The 24073-nt window shown below is 51.4% G+C and carries 29 protein-coding genes and 1 other annotated feature; all 29 genes read right to left on the reverse strand.

Translation table 11 applies throughout. The features are described from left to right. Positions 1–8: 8 nt before the first annotated feature. Positions 9–329, reverse strand: coding sequence for a 50S ribosomal protein L24 (gene rplX / locus GI364_RS21865; RefSeq protein WP_198851292.1), 321 nt, complete (start codon positions 327–329; stop codon positions 9–11). A gap of 83 nt (positions 330–412) precedes the next feature. Beyond that, positions 413–781 carry a 50S ribosomal protein L14 gene (rplN, locus tag GI364_RS21870; protein ID WP_198851293.1) on the reverse strand — a complete coding sequence of 123 codons (369 nt, stop codon included), beginning with the start codon at positions 779–781 and terminating at the stop codon, positions 413–415. A 21-nt stretch (positions 782–802) separates the two neighbouring features. Further along, the gene (gene rpsQ, locus GI364_RS21875) at positions 803–1063 is read right to left on the reverse strand and encodes a 30S ribosomal protein S17 (protein ID WP_255524509.1); all 261 of its coding nucleotides are present in this window, start codon (positions 1061–1063) and stop codon (positions 803–805) included. A gap of 27 nt (positions 1064–1090) precedes the next feature. Beyond that, positions 1091–1288, reverse strand: a complete 198-nt coding sequence (rpmC, locus tag GI364_RS21880; RefSeq protein ID WP_198851294.1) for a 50S ribosomal protein L29 — start codon at positions 1286–1288, stop codon at positions 1091–1093. Further along, positions 1278–1712 (reverse strand): 50S ribosomal protein L16, encoded by a 435-nt coding sequence (rplP, locus tag GI364_RS21885; protein WP_198851295.1) that lies wholly within the window; start codon positions 1710–1712, stop codon positions 1278–1280. The genes rpmC and rplP overlap by 11 nt, the downstream gene beginning before the upstream one ends. Before the next feature lie 3 nt (positions 1713–1715). Continuing rightward, positions 1716–2381, reverse strand: coding sequence for a 30S ribosomal protein S3 (gene rpsC, locus GI364_RS21890; protein WP_198851296.1), 666 nt, complete (start codon positions 2379–2381; stop codon positions 1716–1718). A 7-nt stretch (positions 2382–2388) separates the two neighbouring features. Continuing rightward, the gene (gene rplV / locus GI364_RS21895) at positions 2389–2739 is read right to left on the reverse strand and encodes a 50S ribosomal protein L22 (protein WP_198851297.1); all 351 of its coding nucleotides are present in this window, start codon (positions 2737–2739) and stop codon (positions 2389–2391) included. A 24-nt stretch (positions 2740–2763) separates the two neighbouring features. Further along, positions 2764–3045 carry a 30S ribosomal protein S19 gene (rpsS, locus tag GI364_RS21900; protein ID WP_198851298.1) on the reverse strand — a complete coding sequence of 94 codons (282 nt, stop codon included), beginning with the start codon at positions 3043–3045 and terminating at the stop codon, positions 2764–2766. Positions 3046–3093: 48 nt separating this feature from the next. After that, positions 3094–3927: a 50S ribosomal protein L2 gene (gene rplB, locus GI364_RS21905; RefSeq protein WP_198851299.1), complete on the reverse strand. Its 834-nt coding sequence runs from the start codon at positions 3925–3927 to the stop codon at positions 3094–3096. Between the two features lie 33 nt (positions 3928–3960). Further along, entirely contained in the window at positions 3961–4245 is a 285-nt protein-coding gene (gene rplW, locus GI364_RS21910; RefSeq protein ID WP_198851300.1) for a 50S ribosomal protein L23, read from the reverse strand. Next, entirely contained in the window at positions 4245–4865 is a 621-nt protein-coding gene (gene rplD / locus GI364_RS21915) for a 50S ribosomal protein L4 (RefSeq protein WP_198851301.1), read from the reverse strand. The genes rplW and rplD overlap by 1 nt, the downstream gene beginning before the upstream one ends. Positions 4866–4887: 22 nt before the next feature. Next, the gene (gene rplC / locus GI364_RS21920; protein WP_233095912.1) at positions 4888–5520 is read right to left on the reverse strand and encodes a 50S ribosomal protein L3; all 633 of its coding nucleotides are present in this window, start codon (positions 5518–5520) and stop codon (positions 4888–4890) included. Between the two features lie 63 nt (positions 5521–5583). Beyond that, entirely contained in the window at positions 5584–5892 is a 309-nt protein-coding gene (rpsJ, locus tag GI364_RS21925; RefSeq protein WP_198851302.1) for a 30S ribosomal protein S10, read from the reverse strand. Positions 5893–6250: 358 nt separating this feature from the next. Beyond that, entirely contained in the window at positions 6251–7438 is a 1188-nt protein-coding gene (tuf, locus tag GI364_RS21930; RefSeq protein WP_198851303.1) for an elongation factor Tu, read from the reverse strand. A 21-nt stretch (positions 7439–7459) separates the two neighbouring features. Next, positions 7460–9535 (reverse strand): elongation factor G, encoded by a 2076-nt coding sequence (gene fusA, locus GI364_RS21935; protein WP_198851304.1) that lies wholly within the window; start codon positions 9533–9535, stop codon positions 7460–7462. A gap of 42 nt (positions 9536–9577) precedes the next feature. Then, positions 9578–10048 (reverse strand): 30S ribosomal protein S7, encoded by a 471-nt coding sequence (gene rpsG, locus GI364_RS21940; protein ID WP_198851305.1) that lies wholly within the window; start codon positions 10046–10048, stop codon positions 9578–9580. A gap of 81 nt (positions 10049–10129) precedes the next feature. Beyond that, entirely contained in the window at positions 10130–10546 is a 417-nt protein-coding gene (gene rpsL / locus GI364_RS21945; protein WP_198851306.1) for a 30S ribosomal protein S12, read from the reverse strand. Between the two features lie 140 nt (positions 10547–10686). Continuing rightward, entirely contained in the window at positions 10687–10938 is a 252-nt protein-coding gene (locus tag GI364_RS21950; protein ID WP_198851307.1) for a ribosomal L7Ae/L30e/S12e/Gadd45 family protein, read from the reverse strand. A gap of 156 nt (positions 10939–11094) precedes the next feature. Further along, positions 11095–14718: a DNA-directed RNA polymerase subunit beta' gene (rpoC, locus tag GI364_RS21955; protein WP_198851308.1), complete on the reverse strand. Its 3624-nt coding sequence runs from the start codon at positions 14716–14718 to the stop codon at positions 11095–11097. A 109-nt stretch (positions 14719–14827) separates the two neighbouring features. Beyond that, positions 14828–18349 (reverse strand): DNA-directed RNA polymerase subunit beta, encoded by a 3522-nt coding sequence (rpoB, locus tag GI364_RS21960; protein ID WP_370541871.1) that lies wholly within the window; start codon positions 18347–18349, stop codon positions 14828–14830. 236 nt (positions 18350–18585) lie between these two features. Beyond that, complete coding sequence (locus GI364_RS21965; protein ID WP_198851310.1) at positions 18586–19182, reverse strand: class I SAM-dependent methyltransferase; 597 nt, start codon at positions 19180–19182, stop codon at positions 18586–18588. A gap of 113 nt (positions 19183–19295) precedes the next feature. Further along, positions 19296–19667 (reverse strand): 50S ribosomal protein L7/L12, encoded by a 372-nt coding sequence (rplL, locus tag GI364_RS21970; protein ID WP_198851311.1) that lies wholly within the window; start codon positions 19665–19667, stop codon positions 19296–19298. 133 nt (positions 19668–19800) lie between these two features. Then, positions 19801–20313: a 50S ribosomal protein L10 gene (rplJ, locus tag GI364_RS21975; RefSeq protein WP_198851312.1), complete on the reverse strand. Its 513-nt coding sequence runs from the start codon at positions 20311–20313 to the stop codon at positions 19801–19803. A gap of 41 nt (positions 20314–20354) precedes the next feature. Further along, positions 20355–20493 (reverse strand) — a sequence feature (ribosomal protein L10 leader region). 62 nt (positions 20494–20555) lie between these two features. Continuing rightward, positions 20556–21260: a 50S ribosomal protein L1 gene (rplA, locus tag GI364_RS21980; protein ID WP_198851313.1), complete on the reverse strand. Its 705-nt coding sequence runs from the start codon at positions 21258–21260 to the stop codon at positions 20556–20558. 175 nt (positions 21261–21435) lie between these two features. Then, complete coding sequence (gene rplK / locus GI364_RS21985; protein WP_198854155.1) at positions 21436–21864, reverse strand: 50S ribosomal protein L11; 429 nt, start codon at positions 21862–21864, stop codon at positions 21436–21438. Between the two features lie 249 nt (positions 21865–22113). Further along, positions 22114–22659: a transcription termination/antitermination protein NusG gene (nusG, locus tag GI364_RS21990; RefSeq protein ID WP_198854156.1), complete on the reverse strand. Its 546-nt coding sequence runs from the start codon at positions 22657–22659 to the stop codon at positions 22114–22116. A gap of 132 nt (positions 22660–22791) precedes the next feature. Further along, complete coding sequence (gene secE, locus GI364_RS21995) at positions 22792–23034, reverse strand: preprotein translocase subunit SecE (protein WP_198851314.1); 243 nt, start codon at positions 23032–23034, stop codon at positions 22792–22794. A gap of 25 nt (positions 23035–23059) precedes the next feature. Further along, on the reverse strand, positions 23060–23209 hold the full coding sequence (gene rpmG / locus GI364_RS22000) for a 50S ribosomal protein L33 (RefSeq protein WP_198851315.1): 150 nt from the start codon (positions 23207–23209) through the stop codon (positions 23060–23062). A 197-nt stretch (positions 23210–23406) separates the two neighbouring features. After that, on the reverse strand, positions 23407–24024 hold the full coding sequence (gene sigH, locus GI364_RS22005; protein ID WP_198854157.1) for an RNA polymerase sporulation sigma factor SigH: 618 nt from the start codon (positions 24022–24024) through the stop codon (positions 23407–23409). Between the last annotated feature and the right edge of the window lie 49 nt (positions 24025–24073).

The following is a 24073-nucleotide window of genomic DNA, read 5'->3' on the forward strand; positions in this document are numbered from 1 at the left end:
CCTGGCTACTAGTCAATCACTTCGCCAGACTTTTTGGCATAGCGAACTTTTTTTCCATCTTCCAAAACCTTGTATCCAACACGGGTAGGCTCTCCGCTTTTGGGATCGGCTACTGCTACGTTAGAAATGTGAATCGGGGCTTCCTTTTCCAAAATACCGCCCTCAGGATTTGCAGCATTGGGTTTTGTGTGGCGCTTCACCACATTCACTCCCTCAACAAGAACCCTGGATTCCTTCGGGAAAACCTGTAGGACACTGCCCTTCTTGCTCTTGTCCTTACCAGCGACAACAACAACTTTGTCTCCCTTTTTAATGCGTACTTTCGGCATTTGTCAGTGCACCTCCTCGCCAAGCCGGGCAATTGATTGGAATGCCCGCTCGCAAGTTTCCTTATACTCGTTGGTCCAAGGCACTAGAGCACCTCGGGAGCCAGTGAAATGATTCTCATAAAATCCCGTTCGCGAAGTTCTCTTGCAACAGGCCCAAAGATACGCGTACCTCGGGGTCCCTTGTCGTCGCGAATAATGACTGCGGCATTCTCGTCAAAGCGAATGTAAGATCCGTCAGGCCTTCTGAGACCGCGGCGCGTACGCACCACAACGGCCTTGACAATGTCACCCTTCTTAACAACGCCCCCGGGTGTTGCACTCTTCACAGAAGCGACAATGACGTCGCCGATATTGGCCGTTTTACGGTTCGATCCTCCGAGTACACGGAAGCACATTACTTCCTTTGCACCAGTGTTATCCGCAACAGTCAACCTGGTTTGAGGCTGAATCATGGTCTTTCCTCCTCTCGACCGTTAAATCACAACAGCTTTTTCGATGATTTCTAGTAAACGCCAGCGTTTGTCCTTGCTCAGCGGACGAGTTTCCATGATTCTTACGGTGTCGCCTTTCTGTGCTTCATTGTTCTCGTCATGCACCTTAAACTTCTTCGTACTGCGAACCGTCTTCGCATACAATGGATGAATCACGTTTTCTTCAACCGCTACAACGATGGTCTTTTCCATCTTGTCACTGACCACTTTCCCTGTCCGTACTTTGCGGTAATTCCGTTCCACACAAACGCCTCCTTTCGCTACTCAGATTTAACCAATACCTAGTTCGCGTTCCTTTAGTACGGTTTTGGCACGAGCGATATCTTTTCGTACTTGACGAATTCTCATCACATTTTCCAACTGTCCGGTGGCGAGCTGGAAACGGAGATTAAACAACTCGTCCTTCAACTGGTCCACTCGGCTCTCAATTTCCTCGTTGGACAAGTCGCGGAGTTCATTAGCTTTCATCAGCCTCACCACCTACTTCCTCACGAAGAATGAACTTCGTTTTGATTGGCAGCTTATGTGCAGCAAGACGCATCGCTTCTCGCGCTACTTCCTCACTTACGCCAGCCAACTCGAACAGCACTCGACCCGGCTTCACAACTGCTACCCATTTCTCCGGTGAACCTTTACCGCTTCCCATCCGAGTCTCGGCAGGTTTTTGTGTAACTGGTTTACTCGGAAAAATCTTAATCCAAACTTTCCCGCCACGTTTAATGTAACGAGTCATCGCAATACGCGCGGCCTCGATTTGGCGATTCGTGACCCAAGAGGCTTCTAGGGCCTGCAGACCAAATTCTCCAAAGGTCACCTCTGTGCCGCCTTTGGCATTACCCTTCATGCGTCCCCGATGCTCTTTACGGTGTTTAACGCGCTTTGGCATTAACATGGATTAGTTACCCCCTTCCTCGGCGCCCTTCCTGTTCCGTTGCGGGAGAATCTCTCCGCGGTATATCCAAACTTTCACACCAATACGTCCATAGGTGGTATGGGCTTCCGATAGTGCATAATCAATATCTGCACGCAAAGTGTGCAAAGGAACTGTTCCCTCTGAATAACCTTCTGTACGTGCAATTTCAGCGCCGCCAAGGCGACCCGATACTTGAACGCGAATTCCTTGCGCTCCTGCTCTCACACTGCGTTGAATGCCTTGCTTCATCGCGCGGCGGAAAGACACCCGGCGTTCCAACTGGCTGGCAATGTTGTCCGCTACCAATTGTGCAGACAAGTCGGGTTGCTTAATCTCCGAAATGGAGATGTGGACTCTCTTCCCTGTCAGAGCATTGAGTTGATTGCGCAATGCATCTACTTCCGAGCCGCCTTTACCAATCACCATTCCTGGCTTCGCTGTGTGAATCACAACATTGATTCGATTGGCAGCACGCTCGATGTCGATTGACGCTACAGCTGCATCCTTCAGTTTCTTGGCGATAAATCCCCGCATCTTCAGGTCTTCATGCAGCAAATCTTGATAGTCTTTCTTGCTGGCGAACCACTTGGATTCCCAGTCGCGAATTACACCGATGCGCATTCCTACTGGATTGACCTTTTGACCCATGCCGGCTTTATCCCTCCTTTTTCTCCGCAACAACCACGGTGATATGACTCGTACGCTTCATGATGCTGTATGCTCTACCCTGAGCACGCGGGTGGAACCTCTTCAGGGTCGGACCCGGATCTACGTACGCTTCTTTAACATACAGATTGTCAACGTCCATATTGTGATTATTCTCGGCATTCGATACTGCAGAGTGCAACACCTTTTCCACTACAGGCGATGCTCCGCGAGGTGTCAGCTTCAAAATGGCGAAAGCCTGCCCAACCTCTTTACCGCGAATCAAATCTACAACCAAGCGCGCTTTTCTGGGCGCAATACGAATGTATCTCGCCCGCGCACGTGTTTGTGTCGCTTCCATGCTTGTTCCCCCTTTCATCATTCACTACCGTGAACGCGAGGATTTTTCATCTCCTGCGTGCCCTTTAAAAGTTCGGGTAGGAGCGAATTCACCCAACTTATGTCCTACCATGTCTTCAGATACGTATACCGGCACATGCTTGCGGCCGTCGTGAACTCCGAATGTGTGTCCCACGAACTGCGGAAAAATTGTGGACCTGCGAGACCACGTCTTGATGACACGCTTTTGCCCGCTGGAGTTCATGGTTTCAACTTTCTTCATCAGATAGTCATCACAAAACGGACCTTTTTTCAAGGAGCGACTCATCTCAAAACCTCCTCTCGTGATACCGTAGCTTAGGTACTAGAACAACTTTTATTTTTTCTTCCTGCGACGAACAATGTACTTGTCTGTCGGACTATTTTTCTTGCGCGTCTTTTTACCAAGCGTCGGCTTACCCCAAGGCGACATTGGCGACTTGCGGCCAACCGGAGCGCGGCCTTCACCACCGCCGTGCGGATGGTCTACTGGGTTCATGACAGAACCGCGGACCGTCGGGCGTTTATTCAGCCACCGTGACCGGCCGGCTTTACCAATGTTCACATTCTCGTGATCAAGGTTACCTACTTGACCGATGGTTGCCCGACACTCGAGACGCACCAACCGAACTTCCCCGCTGTCGAGACGAACCTGAGCGTAGCCCTTTTCTTTCGCCATCAACTGTGCAGCCGCGCCTGCCGCTCGCGCTAGTTGCCCGCCGCGGCCAGCCTTCAATTCGATGTTGTGCACAACAGTACCTACAGGAATAGCAGATAGCGGCAACGCGTTCCCAGGACGAATGTCTGCTCCGGTGCCCGAGACAACCTTGTCTCCAACTTTCATCCCGTTCACAGCCAAAATGTAACGCTTTTCGCCGTCCGCGTAGTGCAACAACGCAATCCGCGCCGAACGGTTTGGATCGTATTCGATTGTCGCAACCTTTGCAGGTACGCCGTCTTTATTACGTTTAAAGTCAATCATACGGTACTGGCGTTTATGACCACCGCCCTGATGGCGTGTCGTAAGTTTGCCTTGATGGTTTCGTCCGGCTCGCTTTTTCAGCGGTGCCAGCAAGGACTTTTCCGGTCGGTCGGTCGTGACTTCTTCAAATGTCGAGACAGACATGAACCGACGACCCGGTGAAGTCGGACGATACTTTTTGATGCCCACCGAGATAACCTCCTTCTATTACAAAATCCCTATTTAAGCACCAAAGAAATCAATGGGCTTAGAATCCTCGGCCAATGTAACAACGGCTTTCTTTCTTTCAGAAGTGCGACCTACGTTTTTGCCAACCCGCTTTAGTTTCCCAGGCACTCGGATGGTATTCACCTTCGCCACTTTGACATCGAAGATTTTCTCGATTGCCTGGCGAATTTCGGTTTTATTCCCACGCCGATCCACTTCAAACACGTACTTGTTTTGTTCCATCAGGTCACTGGAGCGCTCCGTGATAACCGGGCGCTTAATGAGGTCACGCGGATCCATTACGCGAACACCTCCTGAACTTTCTCCACTGCATCCTTGGTCAGGACGATATGGGAGTGTTTAAGCAGCTCATAAACGTTCAAACTTTGAGCCACGGTATATTTAACATTTTGCAGATTTCGAGCCGACAGCTGTGTGTTGGATTGCAAGCTGGAATCCACAATCAAAGCCTGTTCCAACGAAAACTGCCCCATGAGGGAAATAACCTGCTTCGTCTTGACTTCAGGAAAGCTAAGTTCGTCAAGAACAATCAGTTTACCCTCGTCAAACTTGGCGGTCAGCGCACTGTACAGTGCCGCCCGCCGAACCTTCTTGTTAATTCGCTGTGAGTAGTCTCGGGGTTGCGGCCCAAAGACCACGCCGCCGCCTTTCCACTGTGGCGAGCGGATACTGCCCTGACGCGCTCGTCCTGTGCCTTTTTGGCGCCAAGGTTTCCTGCCGCCGCCGCGTACTTCGGAGCGTCCTTTTGTTTTGTGAGTTCCGCTGCGCTGGCCAGCAAGGTATTGCAACACCGCCTGGTGCATCAAGTCTTCTCGAACCGGAGCCGCAAACAGGCGGTCATCAAGCTCTAACTCGCCTACCTGGTCTCCGCTGATGTTATACATCGGTACTTTCGGCATCTGTATTCCTCCCTTCCACACGTTACTTCGATATTGATTTAACCGCCGTTCGAACGGTTACGTAGGAGTTCCTCGGTCCAGGCACGGCACCTTTCACGAGCAACACATTCCGGTCGGCGTCCACTCGAACGATCTCTAAATTCTGAACCGTTGTCCGTTCTCCGCCCATGCGTCCAGCCATGGTTTGGCCTTTCATGACGCGGTTAGGAGCAATCGGACCCAAAGAACCCACACCACGGTGGTATTTTGAACCATGTCCCATCGGACCGCGATGCTGGTTGTGGCGTTTGATCGGGCCGGCATAACCTTTACCCTTCGACGTCCCAACAACATCGACAACGTCTCCGTTCTCAAACACGTCGGCACCTAATTGTTGCCCAACTTCGTACGCGTCAACGTCCACCCCGCGCAATTCGCGAACATACCGCTTCGCAGCAGTGTTAGCCTTAGCGGCATGACCCTGCTCAGGCTTCGTGGCCCGGTTCGGCTTTTGATCTGCAAAGCCAATTTGTATTGCCGAGTAGCCATCTGTACTGTCCTGCTTTTTCTGCAGAACAACACAAGGCCCGGCTTCGATTACCGTTACCGGTACAACCACGCCCTCTTCGTTGAAGATTTGGGTCATACCGAGCTTACGGCCTAAAATGCCCTTCATAATCGCACCTCCCTGAAGCAAAAGACACTTCTATGTCAATTCTTATTCCGCTCACATGCGGCACTACAGCTTTATTTCAATGTCAACGCCAGACGGCAGATCCAGACGCATTAATGCATCTACGGTCTGCGGCGTAGGATTTAAGATATCAATCAGACGTTTATGCGTTCGCATTTCGAACTGCTCACGCGAATCTTTGTATTTATGGGGTGCTCGCAGAATGGTGTAAATCTGCTTATCAGTCGGCAGCGGGATGGGCCCCGAAACCAACGCACCCGAGCGTTTCGCGGTATCCACAATTTTTTCCGAAGATTGATCAAGCACCTGATGGTCATACGCTTTTAGCCGGATACGAATCTTTTGCTTCGCCATATGTTTTCCCTCCTTTGTCGCCCAATTTTATGGACATGCTCAGCAGAAACCACCTCATTGGTGCCCCATATGGCTGAGGACACATAAGCAACCTTCTGCCTCATCGCTGTCAGAGACCAACATTCGACAGTATACTAGACATTTGTGTGGATTACAAGGAATCTAATAAAATTTTATAAGGATTCACGAGGGGGAATTGCTACGGCCATCACAGAGGGTGGTGAGCGCAGGATTTCTGACTGCAATTGGCAGGCCAACATTGTCATGCGACCCATAATCACAAAAGAGGCTGCCCCGGACCAAGCGGACCCGAGACAGCCTCCCTTCACACAGTCAACAACCAAACTTATTTGTTGACTTAGGCGTTGACCTTTGTTACGACTCCAGCTCCGACGGTGCGGCCACCTTCGCGAATAGCGAAGCGTGTACCTTCCTCAAGAGCAATTGGTGCAATCAATTCGACATCCATCGTTACGTTGTCGCCGGGCATTACCATTTCGGTACCTTCCTGCAGGCTAACAACGCCGGTTACATCAGTGGTGCGAAAGTAGAACTGCGGACGATAGCCGTTGAAGAACGGAGTATGACGGCCGCCTTCTTCTTTCGTCAACACGTAAACCTCTCCGCTAAACTTGGTGTGAGGTTTGATAGAGCCCGGCTTGACCAACACCTGGCCGCGCTCGATGTCTTTACGTTCAACACCGCGAAGCAGTGCTCCGATGTTATCTCCAGCTTCTGCTGCGTCAAGAAGTTTGCGGAACATCTCGATGCCGGTTGCAACCGTTTTGAAGCTTTCTTCTTTCATACCGACGATTTCGACTTCGTCTCCAACCTTCAAAGTACCACGTTCAACACGGCCAGTCGCAACTGTACCGCGGCCGGTAATGGTGAACACGTCTTCGACAGGCATCAAGAAAGGCTTGTCAGTGTCGCGCTCAGGGGTTGGGATGTAGTCGTCAACCGCTTGCAGCAAATCTTCAATGGCCTTTACGTTGTCTGCATCGCCTTCCAACGCCTTCAGCGCGGAACCGCGGATGACAGGTAAGTCGTCACCAGGGAACTCATACTCGCTGAGAAGTTCACGAACTTCCATCTCAACCAGTTCCAACAGTTCTTCGTCGTCCACTTGGTCGGTCTTATTCATAAACACAACGATGTTCGGGACACCGACCTGGCGGGCCAGGAGAATGTGCTCACGGGTTTGCGGCATAGGGCCGTCAGCAGCGGAGACAACCAGAATTGCACCGTCCATCTGAGCAGCACCTGTAATCATGTTTTTCACGTAGTCAGCGTGGCCCGGGCAGTCGACGTGAGCATAGTGACGAGCCTCAGTGGAGTACTCAACGTGTGATGTGTTAATGGTAATTCCGCGCTCACGCTCTTCGGGAGCCTTATCGATTTCATCGTACTTTTGAGCCTGACCCATTCCTTTACTGGATTGGATAAGAGTCATAGCAGCTGTCAATGTGGTTTTGCCGTGGTCAACGTGACCAATGGTACCGACGTTAACGTGCGGTTTCGACCGATCGAACTTTTCCTTTGCCATTCAAAAATCACTCCTTCGGCGTTATTCGCCTTTGTTCTTTGAAATAATTTCTTGGGCTATGTTTTTGGGCACTTCTTCATATGAACTGAACTCCATTGAATAGGTGCCTCGACCCTGCGTTCTTGAGCGAAGGCTGGTAGAATATCCGAACATCTCGGACAACGGTACGAAACCGCGAATGACTTGTGCCCCAGCCCGCGCCTCCATGCCTTCCACACGACCGCGACGGGAGTTGATGTCTCCCATAATATCGCCCATGTATTCCTCAGGCACAGTGACCTCTACCTTCATCATAGGCTCAAGCAAGACTGGACCCGCTTTTTGCACCCCTGCCTTCAGAGCCATGGAACCAGCAATCTTAAAGGCCATCTCAGATGAGTCAACATCATGGTATGAACCATCGTACAGCGTGGCTTTGACATCCAGCATCGGATATCCGGCAATCACGCCGTTTTGCAGCGCTTCCTTAATACCTTCATCAACCGCAGGAATGTATTCTTTCGGAATTGCACCGCCGACAACCTTGTTGGCGAACTCATAGCCGGCACCCCGCTCCAAGGGCTCAAAGATAACCTTGACGTGGCCGTATTGACCGCGACCACCGGATTGCCGTACAAACTTGCCCTCTTGGTCAACCCGCTGCGTAATCGTCTCCTTGTATGCCACCTGAGGACGACCCACATTGGCTGCGACCTTGAATTCACGCTGCAGACGGTCAACGATGATCTCCAGATGCAGTTCGCCCATCCCAGAGATGATGGTTTGGCCGGTTTCCTCGTCCGTAAAGGTACGGAATGTCGGATCCTCTTCCGCCAGCTTCGCCAGAGCAATCCCCATCTTATCCTGGTCTGCCTTCGTCTTTGGTTCAATGGAGACGGAGATAACCGGTTCTGGGAACTCCATGGACTCAAGCAGCACAACTGCTTTTTCGTCGCACAGCGTATCACCCGTGCTGGTGTCTTTCAACCCAACAGCAGCAGCAATATCTCCGGCATAGAGTGTGTTAATCTCCTCCCGGTGATTCGCGTGCATTTGCAGGATACGTCCGATACGTTCACGTTTGCCTTTAGTCGAATTCAAAACATATGAACCGCTGTCCAGCGTGCCTGAATAGACACGAACAAAGGCTAACTTACCCACGAATGGATCGGTCATAATCTTAAACGCCAACGCAGAGAAAGGTTCTTCATCTGTGGAGTGGCGTTGAATCGGGTCTCCCTCAACGGTGTGCCCTTCAATCGGAGGTACATCCGTCGGTGCGGGGAGATAATCCACTACCGAGTCAAGCATGGGCTGAACACCCTTGTTTCTGTAGGACGAGCCGCACAGTACCGGGAAAATCTGTACAGTACAAGTTCCGTGGCGGAGGCCTAGTTTCAGTTCCTCCGTGGTTATCTCTTCACCGTCCAGATACTTCATCATCAATTCTTCGTCCAGCTCAGCTACGGCCTCAATCAACTTGGTCCGGTACTCGTCAGCCATTTCCTTCAGATCATCCGGGATTTCACGGGCTTCTGAAGTCGTACCGAGATCGTCTGTGTAATAAACGGCCCGGTTCTCAACGAGATCGATCAGGCCTTCGAAATGGTCTTCTGCACCAATCGGCAGTTGAATCGGAACCGCGTTGGCTTTCAGCCGTGTCTTCATCTGGTCTACGCAGGACAAAAAGTCTGCACCGATGATGTCCATTTTGTTGACGTACGCCACACGCGGAACATGATATTTGTCTGCCTGTCTCCACACCGTCTCAGACTGCGGTTCAACGCCGCCCTTTGCGTCAAAGACAGCAACTGCGCCATCCAATACGCGAAGGGAGCGTTCAACCTCGACGGTGAAGTCGACGTGACCTGGTGTGTCAATAATATTAATTCGGTGATCCCGCCACTGACAGGTCGTGGCTGCAGAAGTAATGGTGATACCGCGTTCCTGCTCCTGCGCCATCCAGTCCATGGTAGCTGCACCATCGTGAACCTCACCAATCTTATGCACGCGACCTGTGTAGAAAAGCACGCGTTCTGTGGTGGTCGTTTTACCTGCGTCAATATGCGCAATAATCCCGATGTTGCGTGTTCTCTGTAATGTAAATGGACGTGGCAATGAACACCCTCCTTTCGTCACGTTACAGTTACCCGCCGTTTTCTACCAACGATAGTGAGCAAACGCCTTGTTGGCTTCTGCCATACGATGGGTATCTTCCTTCTTCTTCACGGCACCGCCGGTGTTGTTGGCAGCATCCATCAACTCATTCGCCAAGCGGTCGACCATTGTCTTTTCGCCGCGCTGACGAGAATAGTTCACCAACCAGCGCAAGCCAAGCGTAATGCGGCGCTCATTGCGAACCTCTACAGGCACCTGGTAGTTCGAACCGCCGACACGACGGGCTTTCACTTCCAGGACAGGCATGATATTACGCATCGCTTCTTCAAAGACCTCCATAGGGTCTTTGCTGCTGTGTTGACGCACGTCTTCGAAAGCTGCATAGACAATGCGTTGCGCCACACCCTTCTTACCGTCCATCATTACCTTATTAACTAAACGCGTCACCATTTTGTTCCCGTAGATGGGATCTGGCATCACGTCGCGTTTTTGCACAGGACCTTTCCTAGGCACTCATCCAACCTCCTTCCAAATAGGATTGGGGAAGCCGTCTAGAGCATCTCCAACCTGCTTTACTGCTTATTGCTGCTGATCTTACTTCTTCTTGGCTCGTTTGGCGCCATACTTCGAACGCGCCTGTTGGCGGTCTTTCACGCCCGCAGTATCCAAAGCTCCACGAACAATGTGATAACGGACACCCGGAAGGTCCTTTACACGACCGCCGCGAACAAGAACGACGGAGTGCTCTTGAAGATTGTGACCAATTCCAGGAATGTACGCCGTGACTTCGTACGTATTCGTCAAACGAACACGAGCATATTTCCGCAAAGCGGAGTTCGGCTTTTTCGGAGTCATGGTACCCACACGAGTGCAAACGCCCCGCTTTTGCGGTGAAGGGAGATCGGTCAGTTCCTTTTCGAAACTGTTGTATCCTCTTTGCAGTGCAGGAGCGGTTGATTTTTTGGTGATTTCCTTGCGTCCTTTACGAACTAACTGATTAATCGTTGGCATGCCCAGCACCTCCTTCCAAAGGCATATCGAGTTACTAAAACAACAGCATCCTTCAAGTCCACAGAGCCTGGTGGTTCATAAATGATTACAAGAGACTCAAGGCGCACTTATGCACTGTAGAAAGCGCACGGCAGGCCCTGTCACTCTTCCACGATGGCAGCCGCAGCAGCCCCCACGTCAATCCCGCAGGCTTTACCGAGCTCTTTCATGGAAGTCACCCACGTCAGCGGGACACTGTGCTTGCGCGCCAGTTCCACTATGGGCTGTGTCACTCGTTCCTCAGCATCGTGTGCGACATAGACAGATCTTGCGACACGCTGTTGTAGTACTTTAATTGTCTGGTTGGAACCGATTGTCATCTTGCTTGCCTGGCGTATCCGTTCCAGGGACACGGCTAAGCCTCCCTAAATGAACCATCTCAAAGGCACACTCAAAGATTCTATCACCGCATAATCCGGGCTGTCAACACGATTTACGTGCCATCTTGACAACCCGGCGAATTCTGCGTGTGACGGTAGGAGTTGCCGTGTTCACTTGTAATCTATTGTTTACTCCGAGACCGTAAGCGCGGAGTCCGCTTCTGCCTCTTGCTCCGCTTCTCCTGCCGTACTGTCGAGCACATCCAACTTGCGATAGCGGGCCATGCCCGTGCCAGCCGGAATCAGCTTACCAATAATCACGTTCTCTTTCAGGCCCATGAGTTCATCGACCTTGCCCTTGATGGCCGCCTCCGTGAGAACGCGCGTCGTCTCCTGGAATGAAGCAGCAGACAAGAAGGAATCGGTCTCCAAAGATGCTTTGGTGATACCGAGCAGTGCCGGGCGCGCGACTGCAGGCTCCTGCCCTTGGACGAGCACATCTTCGTTCGCCTTCTCGTAGTCAAACAAGTCAACGTACGTACCAGGCAACAGCGTTGTATCGCCAGCGTCCAGAACCCGCACCTTGCGCAACATCTGTCGGACCATAACCTCTACGTGCTTATCGCTGATGTCCACACCTTGCAACCGATATACCCGCTGGACTTCACGCAGGAGGTACATCTGTACGCCTTGCAACCCCTTGACGCGGAGCATTTCCTTCGGGTCCACCGAGCCTTCAGTGAGTTCGTCACCCGCTCTGATAACCTGCCCCTCACTGACGCGTATGCGAGAGCCGTACGGGATGGAGTAGACCTTTGCTTCGCTCCCTCCCTCGACTTCGATTTCACGCTTATCCTTGGCTTCCCTGATGCCTGTGACCGTACCGTCGAACTCGGTGATGACGGCCTGACCTTTCGGGTTCCGCGCTTCAAAAAGTTCCTGAACCCGAGGCAAACCTTGAGTGATGTCGTCCCCTGCTACACCGCCGGTATGGAAGGTTCTCATGGTTAGCTGCGTACCAGGCTCACCGATAGACTGGGCAGCAATGATGCCTACAGCTTCACCGATTTCAACCATTTGGCCTGTAGCCAAGTTGCGACCGTAGCACTGCACACACACACCGTGCCGACTTCTGCACGTCAGAACCGAACGGATGTAGACTTCAGTAATACCAGAGTCCACAATCTCTGATGCTGCTTCCGTACTGATGACTTCGTTTTTGGCAACAATGACGGCACCAGTCTCTGGGTGATGCACGTCCTCGAAGACGACGCGTCCTTCAAGGCGATCAATCAGGTCTTCAATAATCTCACTGCCGTCGCGAATCTGAGATACCTTCAATCCCTTGTCAGTACCACAATCAACCTCACGCACAATCACATCTTGCGCCACATCGACAAGACGCCTGGTCAGGTAGCCGGAGTCTGCCGTCCGCAGAGCGGTATCGGCTAATCCTTTTCGCGCGCCGTGCGTGGACATGAAGTACTCCAACACCGTGAGACCTTCGCGGAAGTTGGACTTAATTGGCAATCCGATAATCCGACCGGAAGGATTGGCCATCAGTCCGCGCATCCCAGCCAACTGAGTAATCTGCGAGTTGGAACCGCGGGCCCCGGAAGTGGCCATCATGTAAATTGGATTCAATTCGTCCATGCTGTGCATGAGCGTCTCGGAAACTTTTTCTTTTGCATCGGTCCAGATTTGACTGAAGGAAATGTATTTCTCTTCCTCGGTAATCAGACCGCGTCGGAACTGTGCTTCCAGCTTGTGCTGACGCTCCTGAGCTTCGTCAATGATGTCAGCCTTCTCTGCCGGCACGACAATGTCCGACACTGCAATCGTGATGCCCGCCTGAGTCGAGTAGTGGAAACCAAGCTGCTTTACTCTGTCCAGAATTTCTGCGGTAGACGTTGTACCGTAGCGACGGAAACACTCACCGAGAATATTGCCAAGGTCCTTCTTAATAATGGCTTTTGGACTCGGACGATTTACAATCTTAGTGCGCAGGTCCACACCTTTTTCGAAGACAAACGTGTCGTCAGGTGTGCCATCCAGCAAATTGGACTTTGCTCCCGAATGCAAGTACGGGAAGTCCTCAGGAAACACATTGTTAAACATCAGTTTCCCAGGGGTTGTAATCAATATTGCGTCACGCTGCTTCTCGGTAAAAGACGTCTTGTTCAAACCCCGTACGGGCAACGCAATTCGAGAATGCAGGCTGACGACGCCTTGCTGCAACGCCATCTCAACCTCGGAGAAGCTGGAGAAGATCTGTGCTTTGCCTTTTGCGCCTGCCTTCTCCATGGTCAAGTAGTACGGCCCAAGGACCATGTCCTGCGTTGGCGTAACAACCGGCTTTCCATCTTTCGGATTCAAAATGTTGTGGGCTGCCAACATCAGCAGTCTGGCCTCAGCTTGAGCTTCCGCCGAAAGCGGGACGTGAACGGCCATCTGGTCACCGTCAAAGTCGGCGTTATAAGCTGTACACACCAACGGATGCAGACGAATTGCACGACCCTCCACCAAGATTGGCTCAAACGCTTGAATACCAAGACGGTGAAGTGTCGGGGCTCGGTTCAACAGAACTGGATGCTCCTTAATCACATCTTCAACCACGTCCCATACTTCCGGTGACACGCGCTCAACTTTACGCTTCGCGCTCTTGATGTTGTGGGCAAGCCCTCTTGCCACCAACTCTTTCATCACAAACGGTTTAAACAGTTCGAGCGCCATTTCCTTTGGCAGACCGCACTGAAACATATTCAAGTCGGGTCCGACAACAATGACGGAACGTCCGGAGTAGTCAACGCGCTTACCGAGCAGGTTCTGACGAAAACGTCCCTGTTTCCCTTTCAACATGTGGGACAGCGACTTGAGCGGGCGGTTGCCGGGTCCTGTTACCGGACGGCCGCGACGACCATTGTCAATGAGCGCATCCACCGCTTCCTGAAGCATGCGTTTCTCGTTCTGGACAATAATGTCCGGAGCTCCTAAGTCAAGCAACCGTTTCAATCGATTGTTCCTGTTGATAACCCGACGGTACAAGTCATTTAAGTCGGAAGTAGCAAAGCGTCCGCCATCCAACTGCACCATCGGCCGTAAATCCGGCGGAATAACGGGAAGTGCTTCGAGAATCATCCATGCCGGTTCATTACCCGAATTCCGGAATGACTCGAGCACCTCCAGCCGTTTGATAGCGCGGTTTCTGCGTTGACCCTGCGCTGTCCGGAGCTCCTCTTTCAGCATCTCCACTTCTTTGTCAGGGTTCACTTCGAGGAGAAGCTTCTTGATGGATTCCGCACCCATCCCCGCTTCAAACGCGTACCCGTATTTCTCACGATAAGAGCGATACTCTTTTTCGCTCAGCAGTTGTTTCTGCTCAAGCGGGGTGTCCCCTGGATCGGTGACGACATAGGACGCGAAGTAGATAACTTCTTCCAGCGCTCTCGGAGACATATCGAGCACTAGCCCCATTCGGCTTGGAATACCTTTGAAATACCAAATGTGCGATACAGGTGCCGCAAGTTCGATGTGGCCCATGCGCTCACGGCGCACTTTGGCCCTTGTCACTTCGACGCCGCAGCGGTCGCACACAACACCCTTATAGCGAACACGCTTATATTTGCCGCAATGACATTCCCAGTCTTTCTGCGGTCCAAAAATCTTTTCGCAGAACAAGCCTTCCTTTTCGGGTCGCAGTGTTCGATAGTTAATGGTCTCGGGTTTCTTAACCTCGCCGTGTGACCAAGAACGGATTTTCTCGGACGAAGCGAGCCCTATTTTCATGAACTCAAAGTTGTTCACGTCTATCAAGGAGGATCCTCCCCTTCCGCTTATTCAACCGTATGAGGCGCCCTCGCCCAGTCAGCAGAGCAACGGCAACAGAGTGAAATGGGTTCATTCTGTTGCCGGCGACGACCTGTCAGTCCCCGCCGATTTCGTTCATCTCCAGGTTCAAGTTCAACTTCTCCCCGGCATCTTCATCCTCATCAGATTCTTTCATGACAATCTCCTGCTCATCTTCACTTAGAATCTTCACGTCCATACCAAGGCTTTGAAGTTCCTTGATGAGGACCTTAAAGGATTCCGGCACTCCCGGCTCCGGCACATTCTCACCTTTGACAATTGCCTCGTAAGTCTTGACGCGCCCTACGACGTCATCTGACTTAACCGTAAGAATTTCTTGCAAAGTGTAAGACGCACCGTAGGCTTCCAATGCCCAAACTTCCATTTCACCGAAACGCTGTCCGCCGAACTGTGCTTTACCGCCAAGGGGCTGCTGCGTCACAAGGGAGTACGGACCCGTTGAACGAGCATGAATCTTATCGTCCACCAAATGGTGAAGCTTCAACATGTATACACAACCCACTGTAACCCTGTTGTCGAAGGGGTCTCCGGTTCGTCCGTCAAACAACTGATGCTTTCCGTCTCTCGAGTAGCCAGCCTCTTCAAGTGTGTCAAACACGTCATCCGAGTGGGCACCGTCGAAAACCGGAGTGGCCATCTTAATACCAAGGGCCCGCGCCGCCATGCCAAGGTGGGTTTCAAGCACCTGTCCAATGTTCATCCGAGAAGGAACACCCAAGGGATTCAAAACAATCTCTACAGGGGTACCGTCTTCCATAAACGGCATATCTTCCTCAGGCAGAATACGAGCTACGACACCCTTGTTCCCATGCCGTCCAGCCATTTTGTCGCCAACGGAGATTTTCCGCTTTTGCGCGATGTAAACACGGACCAGTTCATTGACACCAGCTGGCAATTCGTCGCCATTTTCTCGCGTAAACACCTTTACATCGACGATAATGCCGGCACCTCCGTGGGGTACACGGAGCGATGTATCCCGAACTTCGCGGGCCTTTTCTCCAAAAATGGCATGCAGCAAACGTTCTTCCGCCGTGAGCTCAGTGACTCCCTTGGGTGTCACCTTGCCAACCAGGATGTCTCCTGCTCGGATTTCAGCACCAATCCGAATGATGCCGCGCTCATCCAGGTTCTTAAGCGCATCTTCGCCAACATTCGGGATGTCCCGAGTGATTTCTTCAGGTCCGAGCTTCGTGTCGCGAGCTTCAAGTTCGTACTCTTCTATGTGAATTGAAGTGTAAATATCTTCTTTGACAACCTTCTCTGACAAGAGAATGGCGTCTTCGTAGTTGTAGCCTTCCCACGTCATGAAGGCGACCACGACATTGCGTCCGAGTGCAATCTCACCGGTCTCGGTCGCAGGACCATCGGCAAGAATGTCTCCCTTTTTGACCTTCATTCCTTCACGAACAATAGGCCGTTGGTTGATACAAGTGTTCTGGTTGGAGCGTATAAATTTGTGCAGGCGATACTTATCCAGGTCGCCTTTCACGGTACGTCCGTCCACCTGCTGTTCGGGCCGAATCCAGATTTCCTTCGCAGTCACTCGCTCAACCGTTCCGCCTCGTTTAGCGAGTACACAGACACCAGAATCCCGAGCTGCTTGATGTTCCATTCCGGTACCTACAAAAGGCGAATCCGTAACCATCAGAGGCACCGCCTGCCGCTGCATGTTCGAACCCATCAACGCTCTGTTCGCATCATCGTTCTCCAAGAAAGGAATCATCGCAGTCGCGACGGAGACAACCTGCTTTGGAGAAACGTCCATATAATCAATGCGATCGCGTGCGACCGTGAGCACTTCTTCCCTGAACCGAGCAATAACTTCTTCGTTTTGGAAGTGCCCGTCTTCAGTCAAAGGGGCATTGGCTTGTGCAATAATATAGTTTTCCTCTTCATCTGCCGTCAGGTAATCAATCTTTTCCGTAACAACACCAGTGTCCGGATCAACCCGCCGGTAGGGCGTCTCAATGAACCCGTACTCGTTAATCCTTGCATAACTGGACAAAGAGTTAATCAAGCCAATATTAGGACCTTCAGGAGTCTCAATTGGACACATACGGCCATAGTGAGAATAGTGCACGTCTCGCACTTCAAAGCCAGCACGTTCACGAGTCAGACCTCCCGGCCCCAGTGCCGAAAGCCTGCGTTTATGGGTCAGTTCAGCCAATGGGTTGGTCTGGTCCATAAACTGTGACAACTGACTGGATCCGAAGAACTCCTTAATCGACGCAATCACAGGTCTGATGTTAATCAAAGCCTGCGGGGTAATGGCACTCGCGTCCTGAATTGACATGCGTTCGCGCACAACCCGCTCCATTCTCGACAAACCGATGCGGAATTGGTTCTGGAGCAGTTCGCCCACAGAACGCAAACGCCGGTTGCCTAAATGGTCAATGTCGTCAGTCGAACCGACACCATGCAGCAAATTAAAGAAATAACTGACCGCCGACAGAATATCCGAGGGAATGATGTGCTTCATCGAGCGGTCGACACCGCCATTTCCAATGACATGCAGCACTTTTCCGTCTTCGGTCTGCGAGAACACCTTAATGGTTTGCAGAGGGATGTCATCCTCTTCCAGAAGGTCAGGAGTAGCACGCACAGACAAACGTCCTACGTTCCCCTCCAGATGAGGCAAGACCTTGTCCAGCAGTCGGCGATCCAGCACTTCGCCGGCTTCAGCGATAATTTCGCCTGTATCCATCTCGACTAAGGTTTCAGCCAAACGCTGATTCAAAAGCCTGTTTTTGATATGCAATTTCTTATTGATTTTGTAGCGACCAACGTTCGCCAAGTCATAACGCTTCGGGTCGAAAAATCGAGAGGCCAGCAAGGCGCGAGCGTTGTCCACTGTAGGCGGTTCACCAGGCCGCAAGCGCTCATAAATTTCAATCAAAGCGCGCTCGGTTGAGTCGGTGGTGTCCTTGTCAAGCGTGTTTTGCAAATACTCATTCTCTCCGAAGAGATCGATAATCTCTTGGTCTGCCCCTAGACCCAAGGCCCGCAACAACACGGTAATGGGCAGTTTGCGAGTTCTATCAATCCGTACGTAAGCCACATCTTTGGCGTCCGTCTCAAACTCCAGCCATGCACCGCGGTTTGGGATGACAGTGGCCGCGTAGGACCGCTTCCCATTCTTGTCGAACTTGCTGTTAAAATAGACACTGGGAGAGCGAACTAACTGGCTGACAATGACGCGTTCGGCGCCGTTGATAATAAACGTCCCCGTATCGGTCATGAGCGGGAAGTCTCCCATAAACACTTCCTGCTCCTTCACTTCGCCAGTTTCCTTGTTAATCAAGCGAACCTTCACACGAAGCGGCGCAGCATAGGTTACATCGCGTTCTTTTGAATCTTCCACATCGTACTTCGGTTCACCCAGGCTATAGTCGACGAACTCCAGCACAAGGTTACCGGTAAAGTCCTGAATCGGCGAGATATCCGAAAACATCTCCCGCAGGCCTTCCTCCAAAAACCACTGGTAGGACTGCTGCTGAATCTCAATCAGATTCGGTAAGTCCAGCACCTCATGGATGCGCGCGTACGAGCGTCGTTCCCGCCATCCATATTTCACCATGTGTCCGTGCAAAACCTTCACCCCTCATGCCGAATAGAAATAGACTTTTGACAAAACAAAAATAAAATGAGGTCGCTTTCCAACCACATTTTTCAAATGGAGAGGCAGTATTCACCTATCGCCGAATGGTTTGAATGCTATTCATCCCCCATCGTACCGACCGAATTTTGCATTGAGTGATTATATCATTGGGACATAACCATGTCAAATCAAAAACTCACGTGTCAAATCAAAACTCAGAAACTTGTTACAGACCTGTACACGTGATAGCCGCCGCTCTTTTCACACAACTCTACCCGCGAAAACAGCGCTTCAAGCGTAGAACGAGCACTTGCCGCCCCCTGCTTCTTTTGAATCACAATCCACAGTTCCCCGCCTGGCTTCAAATGGTCTCTCGCTTCAGCAAACAAACGATAGACCACGGCTTTGCCGGCTCGAATCGGAGGATTCAAAAGCACCGCATCGGCGACCAGTGCAGGCACTGCCGCAAAACCATCACTGACATGCGTCTCACAGCGTTGCTCGAACCCGCCTAAGTTTGCTTGGGCCAGTTGGACCGCTCTCCTATTGACGTCGAGCAGAACCCAACGTGTCTTCGGATATACCCTCAGCAAGACCCCTGCCACAGGACCATAGCCGCAGCCCAAATCTACTATCGTCCCAGCTTCAGGAAGTCGGACTGTCTCGATTAGCAGTCGAGTGCCGTAGTCGAGCCCCTTTTTCGAGAACACACCACTGTCGGTTTTTAACTCCAGCGCTGTAGCGCGAGCGTGAACCTCAACAACCCGTGTCTCATGCTTAACTGAAGGCTCGCTTGTATAGTAGTGATCCACCTTGCCTGCCCCCCGGCCGTATTGTCGGTACTCCGCAGCGCAATAGACAAAACGCTCACCAGCCAAGGCCGGTGAGCGTCAGCAGCGCCGGAAACCGGCGCATCCAGAGCAGGTTACTTCACTTCTACCGTAGCTCCTGCCTCTTCCAGCTTGCCTTTCAGTTCATCAGCTTCTTCTTGGCTGACCTTCTCTTTAATCGGCTTCGGTGCTTCGTCAACAAGGGCTTTTGCTTCTTTCAAGCCAAGACCTGTAATCTCGCGAACAATTTTGATGACGCCGATTTTCGAAGACCCGGCACTTGCCAAAATGACATCGAATTCTGTTTGCTGCTCGGCTGCTTCGCCGCCGCCTGCTGCACCTGCGCCTGCTACTGCCACAGGTGCGGCAGCACTTACACCAAACTCTTCCTCAATAGCTTTGACCAAATCGTTTAATTCCAAAACAGTCATGCCTTTAATCGCTTCAACGAATTCTTCTTTTGTCAATCTGTACGCCTCCCATATCCTCAATTTGATTTTTATTTAATCGTTCTGCAGTCCTCGCAGCAAACACTTCAAGCAACTGCAACCGATTTACGCTAACCGCAGTAAGACTCTAACCAACTGCTGAGCGTAAACTTTACTCAGCAGCAGCCTCAGCACTGGCGCCGCCCTGTTGCTCAGAAACCTGCTGGACAGCATAGGCCAAATTCCGCATCGGAGCTTGCATAACGCTGAGCAGCATGGAAATAAGACCTTCACGGCTGGGCAGGGTCGCCAGTTCCTCAACCTCTTGGCTGCCGACGACACGTCCTTCAACAACGCCGCCTTTCAGCTCCAGCGCCTTATGCTGTTTCGCAAAATTGAACAGCACTTTAGCAGGGGCAATGGGGTCTTCATAGCCAAACGCAATAGCCGAAGGTCCCGTCAGATACTGCTCTAACCCTGTCATTTCAGCTTTTTCTGCAGCACGTCGAGTCATGGTATTTTTCAACACCTTGAACTCCACACCCGCTTCACGAAGTTGACGACGCAGTTCATTGGACTCCGAGACATTCAAACCGCGATAGTCAGTCACAACCAGTGCCTTGCTGTCGCTAAACTGTTTCGCAATCTCGTCGACCAGTTTTTTCTTTTCCTCGAGTACACCCATTACTTCAACACCTCCTCAAGTTTGATTGGATGGCTGCCGTATCAGTCACGCAAAAATCGCGTCTTCCGCAGACAGAAGACGCGATTCTGTATCGACAGATATATCGCGAACCTCGGTAGGCGTGTGGCACATTCACCGCTTCTGCGGACCTACTGTCTACGGCTCATCCGTATTTAATTCACTCCACGTAGTTTACGAAACTCGCGCCGGAGCGTCAAGCAAATCTTCTAACCTCAAAGCAATCACTCTGCGACGCGTCCAATTTTCTGGACATTCACGCGCAACCCAGGACCCATTGTACTGGCGATGGACAGATTCCGAAAGAACTGTCCTTTGGCTGCCGCAGGCTTCGCTTTTTGCAAGGCGTCAATCAGCGTATTCAAGTTATCAAGCAGGTGATCCGCTTCGAAGGAGGCCTTCCCAATCGGGACGTGGACGTTTGCATCCCTGTCCAAACGGTACTCGACCTTACCTTTTTTGATTTCATCAATCGCACGGGCCACCTCGAATGTCACCGTGCCAGTCTTCGGGTTTGGCATCATGCCCTTCGGACCGAGAATCCGGCCCAATCGACCGACAGAACCCATCATATCTGGCGTAGCAACAACGACGTCAAAGTCGAGCCAGCCTCCGGACACCTTTTGAACGAGGTCGTCGTCTCCAACGAAGTCTGCTCCAGCGGCTTCCGCCTCTTTTGCCTTGTCTCCCTTTGCAAAGACAAGGACACGGGCAGTTTTACCGGTACCGTGCGGCAGCACGACCGCACCTCGAATCTGCTGATCCTGCTTCTTCGGGTCTACACCCAAGCGAATCGCAGCCTCTACGGTTTCGTCAAACTTTGCAGTCGCGAGCTCCTTAACGAGAGCCACCGCCTCGTTCGGGTCGTACATCTTCTGCTTGTCAATCTGTTTAACAGCTTCACCAAAACGCTTTGATGTTCGTGCCATTTCTTCACCTCCATGTGGTCACGCGGCCGAAGACCTCCCACAAGGGATAGGCGTTAAACGCATACGTGACAAATATATTTACCAACTCGAACAACGAGCTTTGTTCGTGCGCTCAGTACCTCCGGAACGCCGAGGTAAACCTGCATCGGTACAAAAAGTCACCAATTCACAGTAACTAATCCTCAATCGTGACCCCCATGCTCCGCGCTGTTCCTTCTACCATTCTCATGGCAGCTTCAACAGATGCAGCATTGAGATCCTGCATTTTTTGCTCCGCAATTTCACGGACTTTGTCCCGTTTCACTGTAGCAACTTTTGTTTTGTTGGGTTCTGCAGAACCAGACTCAATGCCTGCAGCCTTCTTCAGCAGCACAGCTGCCGGCGGAGTCTTCAAATCAAAGGTGTAAGAGCGGTCCTCATACACATACAACACAACCGGAATAACGAGACCGACTTGGTCCGCAGTGCGTGCGTTAAACTCTTTACAGAATCCCATGATATTACCGACTTGCGCCTGACCCAAAGCAGGACCAACCGGCGGCGCTGGAGTGGCTTTACCTGCAGCAATCTGCAGTTTCACAACCTTGACAACCTTTTTCGGCAACATGTCCACCTCCTTTGCCGTTTGATGTGGTCAACGGGCCTACGCCCTCCCACTTCCCCGCCAACGAACCAAGGGTCCGTTTAAACGAAGGTAAAGCTATATCGCGCATGAGACCGCGCTCAGAAACGGCTGTACGACAGAGCGACCCTGCCTGCAATGCAACGTCAGACGCGCTCCCGACATGCCGATTTCCGCAACATCAAACTGCCATTTAAACAGTTTTACAGCCAAATAGGAACAGAGAGTGATTCAGGAAAGTTTTTCAACCTGACTGAAGTCCAGTTCCAGCGGAGTATCTCGGCCAAACATGGACACAAGCACTCGCAATTTCTCCTGGTCTGCGTTGATTTCCTCGACGGTACCGATTAAATCCGCGAAGGGTCCATGCGTAATGCGGACAGCTTCACCAAGGCCATAATCAATCCTGGCTTTCACTTCTTCCGCACCCATCTGCGCCATAATGCTTCTGACTTCCGAAGGAAGCAACGGCACAGGTTTGGAACCGCCTCCGGCAGAACCTACAAACCCAGTTACTCCAGGTGTGTTTCGGACTACATACCAAGAATCATCCGTCATGACCATTTCCACGAGAACATAGCCAGGAAAGACCTTCTTTTGGACAAGTTTCTTCTTGCCGTTTTTGACTTCCATCTCTTCTTCAGTCGGCACAATCACACGAAAGATTTTGTCCTCCATGTCCATAGTTTGGACACGGCTTTCCAGATTCGTCTTGACCTTATTCTCATAGCCAGAGTATGTGTGTACCACAAACCACTGTTTTTCGAGCGTATCCATGTTGAGGGCGGAAAGCCCCGCACCCCCTATATCCATTCAGATTGATTTCCCCAACCACACAAGTCTATGTGTCATAGATTCATGCGCAAACCATCACCTAACAACGTTCCCACGCATGCCGCAACAGACGATTTACACAAGACCAATCAGCGCCATCAAGCGAGCTACGCCGATGTCGAACAACCACACCAGCAGTCCCATGACAAAGCAAACAATCAAAACGGCCGCTGTATAGCTTACAACTTCATTGCGTTTTGGCCAGCGAACCCGTTTGAGTTCCTGAACAGTTTCGCGTGTAAACGTAACAACACCCGTGCGCGTGCGCCGACGTTCGGGCTGCGTACCTTGGGTCGAGTCAGTATTTCCCTTTGCCATTTGTCACAGCCCCTTCCGTTCAGCGTTACCGGGTTTCACGGTGTGTTGTAGTGGAGTTGCAGTAAGAACAGTACTTTTTGAGTTCCACGCGATCGGGATCGTTTTTCTTGTTCTTGGTCGTTGTATAATTCCGCTGCTTGCATTCGGTGCAAGCCATTGTAATAATGACACGCATTTAGGGCACCTCCCTCTCGGGCAAGTTCACAGTCTGTTTTTGACATAAAAAAAGAAACAGACAAGCGCCCGTGCAGACTTAGATAACATTAGCACAGGCCAACTGTTTGTGTCAACAAAGCCCGGCACTCAATTTCCACGTACACAATCATCGGTACATAGCGATAGGATGAATTCCGCCCTTCCATCCGCCCTCGTTTAAATATACACGTTCCGGCCGGACAGGTACTTCTCCAGCTTGCGCTTGACACGCTGCAGTGCATTGTCAATGGATTTGACATGGCGATTGAGGTCAACCGCAATCTCCTGATAAGATCGGCCATCCAGGTACAGCATGAGTACCTTGCGCTCCAAATCACTCAGAAGCTCAGACATCGTAACTTCGATGTCGTCGAACTCCTCCTGATGAATCACAAGGTCTTCGGGATCGGAAAGACGTGCGCTGCAAATGACATCTAGCAATGTTCTATCTGAATCTTCGTCATAGATAGGCTTGTCCAAGGAAACGTAGGAATTAAGAGGAATGTGCTTTTGCCGAGTCGCAGTCTTGATGGCAGTGATAATCTGCCTCGTGATGCATAACTCTGCGAAAGCCTTAAAAGATGCGAGCTTGTCCTCGCGAAAGTCACGAATGGATTTGTAGAGACCAATCATACCTTCTTGAACAATGTCCTCACGGTCAGCCCCGATAAGGAAATAGGAGCGAGCTTTTGCGCGCACAAAATTGCGATATTTATGAATCAGAAATTCAAGCGACTGGTTGTCACCCTCGCGCACAGCTACGACTAATTCTTCGTCTGTCCGCTGCTCCAGCATTGAGTAAACGCCAGCGTCTACCTGTAACGTCAAACAGATCACCTCAGAG

It is taken from the genome of Alicyclobacillus sp. SO9 (assembly GCF_016406125.1).
Taxonomy (GTDB): Bacteria; Bacillota; Bacilli; order Alicyclobacillales; family Alicyclobacillaceae; genus SO9.